The sequence below is a fragment of the Dendronalium phyllosphericum CENA369 genome (assembly GCF_016056275.1).
GTDB classification, from domain to species: domain Bacteria; phylum Cyanobacteriota; class Cyanobacteriia; order Cyanobacteriales; family Nostocaceae; genus Dendronalium; species Dendronalium phyllosphericum.
The window spans coordinates 1-7,886 of the sequence record NZ_JAECZA010000129.1 but is presented as its reverse complement, the minus strand read 5'-3'; the positions used below and the strand labels follow the sequence as shown (position 1 = coordinate 7,886).

General features: G+C 40.2%; 5 protein-coding genes and 1 pseudogene. 4 read left to right on the top strand and 2 right to left on the bottom strand.

Annotated features, from left to right (window positions below; all coding sequences use genetic code 11):
* Window positions 1-247: 247 nt before the first annotated feature.
* The 3 genes from I8752_RS20485 (at window position 248) to I8752_RS20475 (ending at window position 4,278) form a co-directional block, all read left to right on the top strand.
* Window positions 248-1,336 (top strand): serine/threonine-protein kinase, encoded by a 1,089-nt coding sequence (locus I8752_RS20485; RefSeq protein WP_214434137.1) that lies wholly within the window; start codon window positions 248-250, stop codon window positions 1,334-1,336.
* A gap of 435 nt (window positions 1,337-1,771) precedes the next feature.
* Complete coding sequence (locus tag I8752_RS20480) at window positions 1,772-3,799, top strand: serine/threonine-protein kinase (protein WP_214434136.1); 2,028 nt, start codon at window positions 1,772-1,774, stop codon at window positions 3,797-3,799.
* Window positions 3,800-4,056: 257 nt separating this feature from the next.
* Window positions 4,057-4,278 (top strand): DUF4327 family protein, encoded by a 222-nt coding sequence (locus tag I8752_RS20475; RefSeq protein WP_214434135.1) that lies wholly within the window; start codon window positions 4,057-4,059, stop codon window positions 4,276-4,278.
* Between the two features lie 135 nt (window positions 4,279-4,413).
* Here I8752_RS20475 and I8752_RS20470 read toward each other — a convergent pair whose 3' ends face one another.
* Together I8752_RS20470 and I8752_RS20465 are read right to left on the bottom strand one after the other, a co-directional pair.
* Window positions 4,414-4,608, bottom strand: coding sequence for a hypothetical protein (locus I8752_RS20470; RefSeq protein ID WP_214434134.1), 195 nt, complete (start codon window positions 4,606-4,608; stop codon window positions 4,414-4,416).
* A gap of 366 nt (window positions 4,609-4,974) precedes the next feature.
* On the bottom strand, window positions 4,975-5,226 hold the full coding sequence (locus tag I8752_RS20465; RefSeq protein WP_214434133.1) for a hypothetical protein: 252 nt from the start codon (window positions 5,224-5,226) through the stop codon (window positions 4,975-4,977).
* 479 nt (window positions 5,227-5,705) lie between these two features.
* Here I8752_RS20465 and ppsA point away from each other — a divergent pair.
* A pseudogene (gene ppsA / locus I8752_RS20460) lies at window positions 5,706-7,780 on the top strand (phosphoenolpyruvate synthase).
* The last annotated feature ends 106 nt before the right edge of the window (window positions 7,781-7,886 follow it).

Here is a 7,886-nt window from a genome sequence, read left to right as displayed (position 1 = left end):
CCCCACACCCTACACCCCGCCCCAACGGGGCTTGGTAAGGGTGAAGGATGAAGATACATAACCAACTTCATACTTCACCTTTCAGTATGTCCGGATAAATTTACCGTAATATGTTAAATTTTGTATTTTAAATTTGCTCTTGAATAGTAGCAAAAGTCAGAATTTTGCAAAGATGCAGTAATACTACTGGCGTTATAAAATATTTATGGTTAAATTGAAGACATTATCCAGTAGCTATGCTTGACTGATGAATGCTTCTTCAGGAACGATCGCAAATTTTCACGAGTACAATTTACAGCAAAATCATCTTGGTCAGATGTGTGGTTCTAAGCAGTTATTTCGCGATCGCTATGAAATATTGCGAATTTTAGGTAGGGGTGGTTTTGGTATCACTTTTTTAGCTAAAAATGCTGTGTTGCCTGGAAATCCTTTGTGTGTTATCAAACAGCTTTGTCCCAAAGTGACTAGTGCCAAAAGCTGGCAAAGTGCATGTCAGCGTTTTGAAAAAGAAGCAAAAACTTTGGCTAAACTCGGTAGTCATTCGCAAATTCCTATGCTGCTAGACTACTTTCAAGGCAATGGAGAATTTTATTTAGTTCAAGAATATGTACCGGGTGATACCTTAGCCCGTGAAGTGAAGCGAACAGGCCCCAAAACTGAAGCCGCAGTTAAACAGTTTTTGCAAGAATTACTACCAGTTTTACAGTATGTTCATCAAAATCATGTGATTCATCGGGATATTAAGCCACAAAATTTGTTGCGTTGCAAAGATGATGGACGGATAGTACTGATAGATTTTGGCGCGGTGAAAGAAAAATTGGCTGACGCTGGTGAAAACTCACTTCACAAAACTGCAACTACCAATTTTGTAGGAACTATGGGGTTTGCACCTCCAGAACAGTTTGCTTTACGTCCAGTTTATGCTAGTGATATTTATGCTTTGGGCATGACTTGTCTGTATCTGCTGACTGGCAAAGCACCTTTAGAATTTGAATACGATACTGATACTGGTGAGATATGTTGGCATAAAGAGGTCAATATCAGCGACAGTTTTGCTCAGATTTTGACAAAAATGCTGAAAATTTCTTTGCTAGAGCGTTTTCATACAGTTGATGATGTAATTAAAGCTTTAGGTACTCAAAAATATTCACCAACTATGACTAACTGTTTGACTACCCAACCACTCAACAGCAATAGTAAAAAAGTAGAAAGTTATGAGAAATATGTGCCACCTATATCACGAACTGCGATCGCTATTCGGGCACGGAAAGCCAAACTCCAAGAAAATAAGTCGCACCGACAGTTAAATTATTACTTATCGCAAGTATCAAATTAACGTGACTGATAGATTGTCAAAGGTTTTTCTGAGAAAATTGTAATTTTTTGCGTAACAATTTACTATAATTAAACATACTTTCAGTCAGTGTTTTTATCTCATTATCATAAATATTAATAAGTCATTAATAATAATTTTTACTTAATATCTAGTAAAATTTAATTCAGATATGATCAAGCAGCTTTACCTGACTTTTAAGTTGTAAAACACTTTTGCGATATAATATTCTATAATCGTAAAATAATATTTTTCAGGCTCTTGTAGTTTTCCAGCATTGAGGAAAACTGGCTAGCATTTACCAATATTGTCTCTACAAAGAATTTCCAATTTCAATACCAGTGTTTTCTACCAACATCACGCAAGAGCCAATCTTAATTAAGGGAAATTTCTGGACAAACTTAGCTTATTTCGTAGTGCAGTCGCGTTTGTCAGATTATGATCTGCTGCTTAAATCCCGATTGCCCAAATCCCCTAAATCCCAATGGAAAGAAGTTGTGCCGAACTTGTAGCACCCCCTTGGTGCCGCTTTTGAGAAATCGCTTCCGTGTCATCCGGGTGCTTTCTGATGAGGGGGGATTTGGCAGAACTTATCTATCAGAAGATACAGATAAACTCAACGAACGTTGTGTAATCAAGCAACTAGCGCCAAAATTTCAAGGAACTTGGTCGCAGAAAAAAGCAATGGATTTGTTTGCAGAAGAAGCAAAGCGATTGCAAGAACTTGGAGAACATCCACAAATACCAACTCTCTTGGCTTACTTTGAGCAAGACAACTGCTTATATTTGGTGCAACAGTTTATTAACGGGCAGAATTTACTCAAGGAGTTACAGCAGCGAAAGACGTATAGACCGGGGGAAATTCAAGCAATTTTGTACGATTTACTACCTGTCCTCCAGTTCATCCACGATCGCGGTGTCATTCACCGAGACATCAAACCAGAAAATATTATCCGCAATCGTAAGGATGGGCGATTAAGTCTGATAGATTTTGGTTCCTCTAAACAATTTACAGCAAAAGTACAAAAGAAAACTGGCACATCAATAGGCTCGCATGGCTATTCTCCCTTAGAACAGCTTAGAGATGGTAAAGCCTGCCCAGCTAGCGATTTATACGCTTTAGGGGCTACTTGCTTTCACCTACTAACTGGAACTTCCCCGTTTCAGTTGTGGATGGAACATGGGTATGGCTGGGTGAACGATTGGCGGCAATATTTACGGAATCCATTAATTCCTGAATTCGATCGCCTTCTCGACAAGCTATTGAAAAAAGACATCCAGCAGCGCTACCAATCAGCTGATGAAGCGATGGGAGATTTAACTCCCAAACAAATACTTGCATTGCCAGCTGCCGGTCAATCATCTGGAAAATTACCAGTAACACAGACTCCTTTATTACCTGTCAAATCCACTCTGTTCAGAAATATAGTTCTAGTTAGTGCTGTCATCCTCCTGTTCGGATTCCAACAAACTTGGTATAACCAATTTCGCCGCGTTCATACTATTTTGCTATCTAGATTAAGTCAGCATCAAAATAGTTCGGATAAGGGTGCGCTAAATATTACCGCAAATAATATTTCCTTAGCTAACACCCTTAAAGGTCATGAAAAATCGGTTGTATCGGTGGCTATCAGCCCAGATGGCAAAACCATTGCTAGCAGTGGCGATGCTGAACGCACAATCAAACTGTGGAATGCAGCTACAGGAGAGGAAATCTCTACATTTAAAGGTCATTCTCTCAAGGTAAATGTTGTGGCTATCAGTCCAGATGGCAAAACCTTAGTTAGTGGTAGTGATGACAAAACTATCAAACTGTGGAATCTGCCAACAAAAAAGGAAATCCGCACGTTGGAGGGGCATTCTGACTCGATTCAAGCGCTAGCCATTAGCCGAGACGGAAAGACTTTGGTGAGTGGGAGTGATGACAACACCGTTAAAGTGTGGAATTTAGCAACGGGACGGCTAATACGCACATTCACAGGGCACACATTTTGGGTGCGGTCAGTTGCTATTAGTCCAGATGGTCGGACTGTGGCTAGTGGTAGTTTTGACAAGACGATTAAAATTTGGCATCTGAACAAGGAAAATGCTATCCGCACACTTGCTGGGAATGCTAACACGATCACATCCGTTGCCTTCAGTCCTGATGGTAAAACTCTTGCTAGTGCTAGTCGCGATCGCACAATCAAATTATGGAATTTAGCTACAGGGCAAGAAATTCGCACCCTTGTCGGTCATAGCAACACCATTACATCTATCGCCTTCAGTCCTGATGGTAAAACTCTTGCTAGTGCTAGCCGCGATCGCACAATCAAATTGTGGAATTTAGCTACAGGAGAGGAAATTCGTACCCTTGTCGGTCATAGCAATACTGTGACATCTGTCACCTTCAGTCACGACGGTAAAACCTTAGTTAGCGGTAGTGAGGATAATACTATCAAGATTTGGCGCTTGAGTATTGAGTGAAGAGTTAGGAGTTAGGAGTCAGGAGTCTGTTCTCCTTACCTTGACTCCTTACTCTTTAATTAAAAATTTTAGAAACTGCATAAACATAAATTCTTTTTTAATGAGTCTATCTAAAGACTGAAAAACCAGCTAAATTAAACAAGCCTCAATGTCTTGATTCTTCACAATTTCCTCCAATTTTTTTGATAAGTTTAAGATAAGTCAAAGCGTTATTGTTTTGGCTCTTAATTCCTCGATCGAAAGCGAAGGAACAAGTTATGGATACTGCTGTTAAATATGACATTGAGGTTATCAAGGAAGAAGCGCGCCTACTGGTCAATAAAGGACTTGTTAACCGTCAGCAACCAATTTATGCACTCTGTAAATATATCCACGATCGCGACTGGGCATGTTTTGAGCTAGAACTCGAAAAAAATGAATTTTTGCTCAGAGATAGGGTGATTGACTTATTGGGTTGTGAAAATTGGGAAGACGATTAAAGCTGCACATAGAAATTGCTTTACATCAACAGCGTCCCCTTTAATTAAAAATTGAAAATTAAAAATTAAATAGAAAACCCTCGAATCGATTCGAGGGTCTTAAATAAAAAGTTATGCAACAGAATTTTTGGAATTTTAGCACCATATTTTTAGATATAAAATAGGTGCTTGAGTGTATTTATAAGAAATTTTGACAGATTTGACGCGATCGCGTTGCAGTATTTGGGCAATAAAGCGATTTTCTTGGCTATTCGAGTAGGATACTAAATTGGGATAATTTACATCTTGCACCAAGCGACTGGAAGTCGCGGCTACACAGGCAAAACCCACCTACGTGGGTTTTCAATCTTTGATTTTGGATTAGTCCGCGTCGGCGGACTTTGTTTGTATAGCCGCGATTTTTAATCGCTAGGATTAGGTGCAAGATATCAGATAACTAGTATTATTTGAAATTCCGAGAAAAGCTTTGGAATCCCAAATCGGTATGTTCTGCTCAACCTCAGCGTTGACTTTTTTAAACTTTGGGATAGGGCAAGATATACAAGTTGAATTTTATAGCCGTAGTCACATCTTTTAGGACAATTGCGATTGCTCAAAGCCTTACAGCAACTTGGTTTTTACTCAGCACTCAGCACTCAGCACTCAGCACTTTGGTATATCATTGCGTTCGCCCTTGGCGTTGGCGCAGCTATGACTTTATGCTGGCACATCTTGTACACCTATCCATCCAGTTACAGTTTTGCGGTTGCTAGTATATTTTCTGGTATTGGTAGTTTTTCGGCTCTGAACATTAGGCGATAATTCTCCTACTACAACCTCTGTCAATGAACCAGAATTATTTCCACTAAATACTGGCATGTCTTGCCAGCAATGGCGGCAAAACCAGGAAATTTCGGAACCACGAACATGTTGTAAAAGTAATCCAGAACAGCAAGGACAGTAAGTCATATTTTTTGAAATCCTGATTATAAAAAAGTGCGCTCGACATTAAAAACAGTCAGTTGACAAGCCAGTAGTTTTCTAAAACAAACTATTTATAATTCGAGGATAGTCATGAAATATGAGGAAGTTGTGAAGAAAATCATATTAATCAATTTTTTTTAATATTTATACATATTTGCGTAAGTGATAACTACAGGGTTAACTTCTAAAATTTCACTATAACTACAGATATATGTTATTTTTAATACTTATTATTTACTTATAAGCCAGTTGCTATGCCGCAATAAAACCCATTCACTGTTCAACACAGTCTGGTAAAAGCTTTCTTCCCCTCTCCTAACCCAAATGTGAATGTAATTGCTTGCCACCTCTATCCTCACAAGATCCTCAAAATAACTCTCTATAAACATGAAGCGGGAAACTAGGCAGTAGATTCATTTACTACATACGTTTTCAGTACCTTTATATTTATGGAAACTTTGTCCATGTTAGAAATACTTGTACATTCAGACATTAAAAAACCAATCTCTAAAGAACAAGCCTTAGTTTTGCCTTTGAGTAAAGTGGGGATTGCAGACATTTCTTTAGTAGGCAGTAAAAACGCTTCTCTGGGTGAAATGATTCAGCAACTGCGACGCAAAGGAGTAAAAGTTCCCACAGGATTTGCTACAACTGCTTGTGCTTATAGGTATTTCATTTCTTCAGCAGGATTAGAAACAAAACTTAGAGAAATTTTTGCAAATTTAGATGTCGAGAACGTTACAAATCTGCGGCAGTGTGGCAGAAAAGCAAGATTGCTTATGCTCCAAACTCCGTTTCCTCAGGAATTACAAAAAGCGATCGCTCTTGCCTACGAAAACCTCTGCCAAAATTATGGTGCTGATACTGATGTAGCTGTCCGTTCTAGTGCCACTGCTCAAGACCCCCATGCTAGCTTTGCAGGACAGCAAGAAACCTTTTTAAACGTTCGCGGACTAGAGGGCGTTCTGGAAGCTTGCCACAAGTGTTTGGCTTCAATATTTACAGACCGGGCGATTTCCTATCGACAAATTAAAGGCTTTGACCACTTTAATATTGCCCTATCGGTAGGCGTGCAAAAAATGGTGCGTTCTGACTTAGCAACTTCCGGCGTACGGTGCAGTCTCAGAAAATGAACAACGTGCTGCGTAACTATCGCCTTGTCGGAAAAACAAAAGAGCACAGAAGAGAATTCTTAAATAATTTCTCCTTGTCTTTCCATCCTCTTGTTACTGGTACTAGTGTTGGTGAAACGATCGGGCAAGGCAAAGCCAGAGTGATTGTAGATGTAGATCGAATTAACGAGTTTCAATCGGGAGAGGTGCTAGTAACAAACCGGATCGATCCTGACTGGGAACCAATTCTCAAACGCGCTAGCGCCATTGTTACCAATTCCGGCGGGCGTACTTGTCACGCAGCAATTCTTGCTAGAGAAATGGGAATTCCGGCGATCGTTGGTTGTGATAATGCCACTAATATTTTAAAAACGGGGCAAGAAATCACTGTTAGTTGTGCCGAAGGTGAAACTGGAAAGGTTTATCAGGGTTTATTGCCCTACGAAGTAATAGAAGTAGCATTAGAGAAACTACCCCGCACCCGTACCCACATCATGCTTAACGTGGGTAATCCAGAAGAAGCTTTTGGCTTAACCGCTGTTCCCAATGATGGAGTGGGATTAGTGCGGATAGAATTTATGATTGCTAATCACATCAAAGCACACCCTCTAGCGTTGGTTCACTTTGATGAGTTAGAAGACGAACTTGCTAAATACAAAATTGCTGAATTAACTGCCCAATATGAAGACAAAGCACAATTCTTCGTAGATAAACTAGCACAAGGTGTTGGTGCGATCGCTGCTGCTTTTTATCCCAAACCTGTAATTGTCCGCTTATCAGACTTCAAAAGTAACGAATACGCTCATCTTTTGGGTGGCAAGCAGTTTGAACCCCAAGAAAACAACCCGATGATTGGCTGGCGTGGTGCTTCTCGCTACTATGACGAACGCTATCGGGAAGGTTTTGCCCTAGAGTGTCAGGCAATGAAACGGGTACGGGATGAAATGGGTTTAACCAACACGATTTTAATGATTCCCTTCTGTCGTACTCCCCAAGAAGGTCGGCGGGTGTTGGCAGAAATGGCAAAACATGGTTTGGTGCAAGGAGAAAACAGCTTGCAAGTTCATGTAATGTGCGAGTTACCCAGTAACGTGCAACTAGCAGATGAATTTAGTCAAGTATTTGATGGCTTCTCCATCGGCTCCAATGACCTGACGCAGTTAACACTGGGATTAGATAGAGATTCTGAGTTAGTCGCGCATTTATTTGATGAACGCGATGAAGCTGTACAGCAAACAATTGCTAAAGCGATCGCTACTGTAAAACAGTACGGACGTAAAATTAGTATTTGCGGTCAAGCACCTAGCGATTATCCTGAATTTACCCGCTTTTTAGTCAAACAAGGAATTGATTCCATCAGTCTTAACCCTGACTCAGTACTCAAAACTCTACTAGAAATTGCTACAGCCGAAGAAGACAGTCAGTAAATGAGTGCATTCGCTGTGCCGATTGCTGAGTTAGGAGTTAACAAGAGGATGGGGAAGATGAGGGAGATGAGGGAGATGAGGGAGATGAGGGAGATGAGGGAGATGA

Bases quoted from the DNA above. Each gene is read 5' to 3' on its own strand.
- I8752_RS20480 (WP_214434136.1), top strand. From the start codon at position 1,772: ATGATCTGCTGCTTAAATCCCGATTGCCCAAATCCCCTAAATCCCAAT.
- I8752_RS20485 (WP_214434137.1), top strand. From the start codon at position 248: ATGAATGCTTCTTCAGGAACGATCGCAAATTTTCACGAGTACAATTTA.
- I8752_RS20475 (WP_214434135.1), top strand. From the start codon at position 4,057: ATGGATACTGCTGTTAAATATGACATTGAGGTTATCAAGGAAGAAGCG.
- I8752_RS20465 (WP_214434133.1), bottom strand. From the start codon at position 5,226: ATGACTTACTGTCCTTGCTGTTCTGGATTACTTTTACAACATGTTCGT.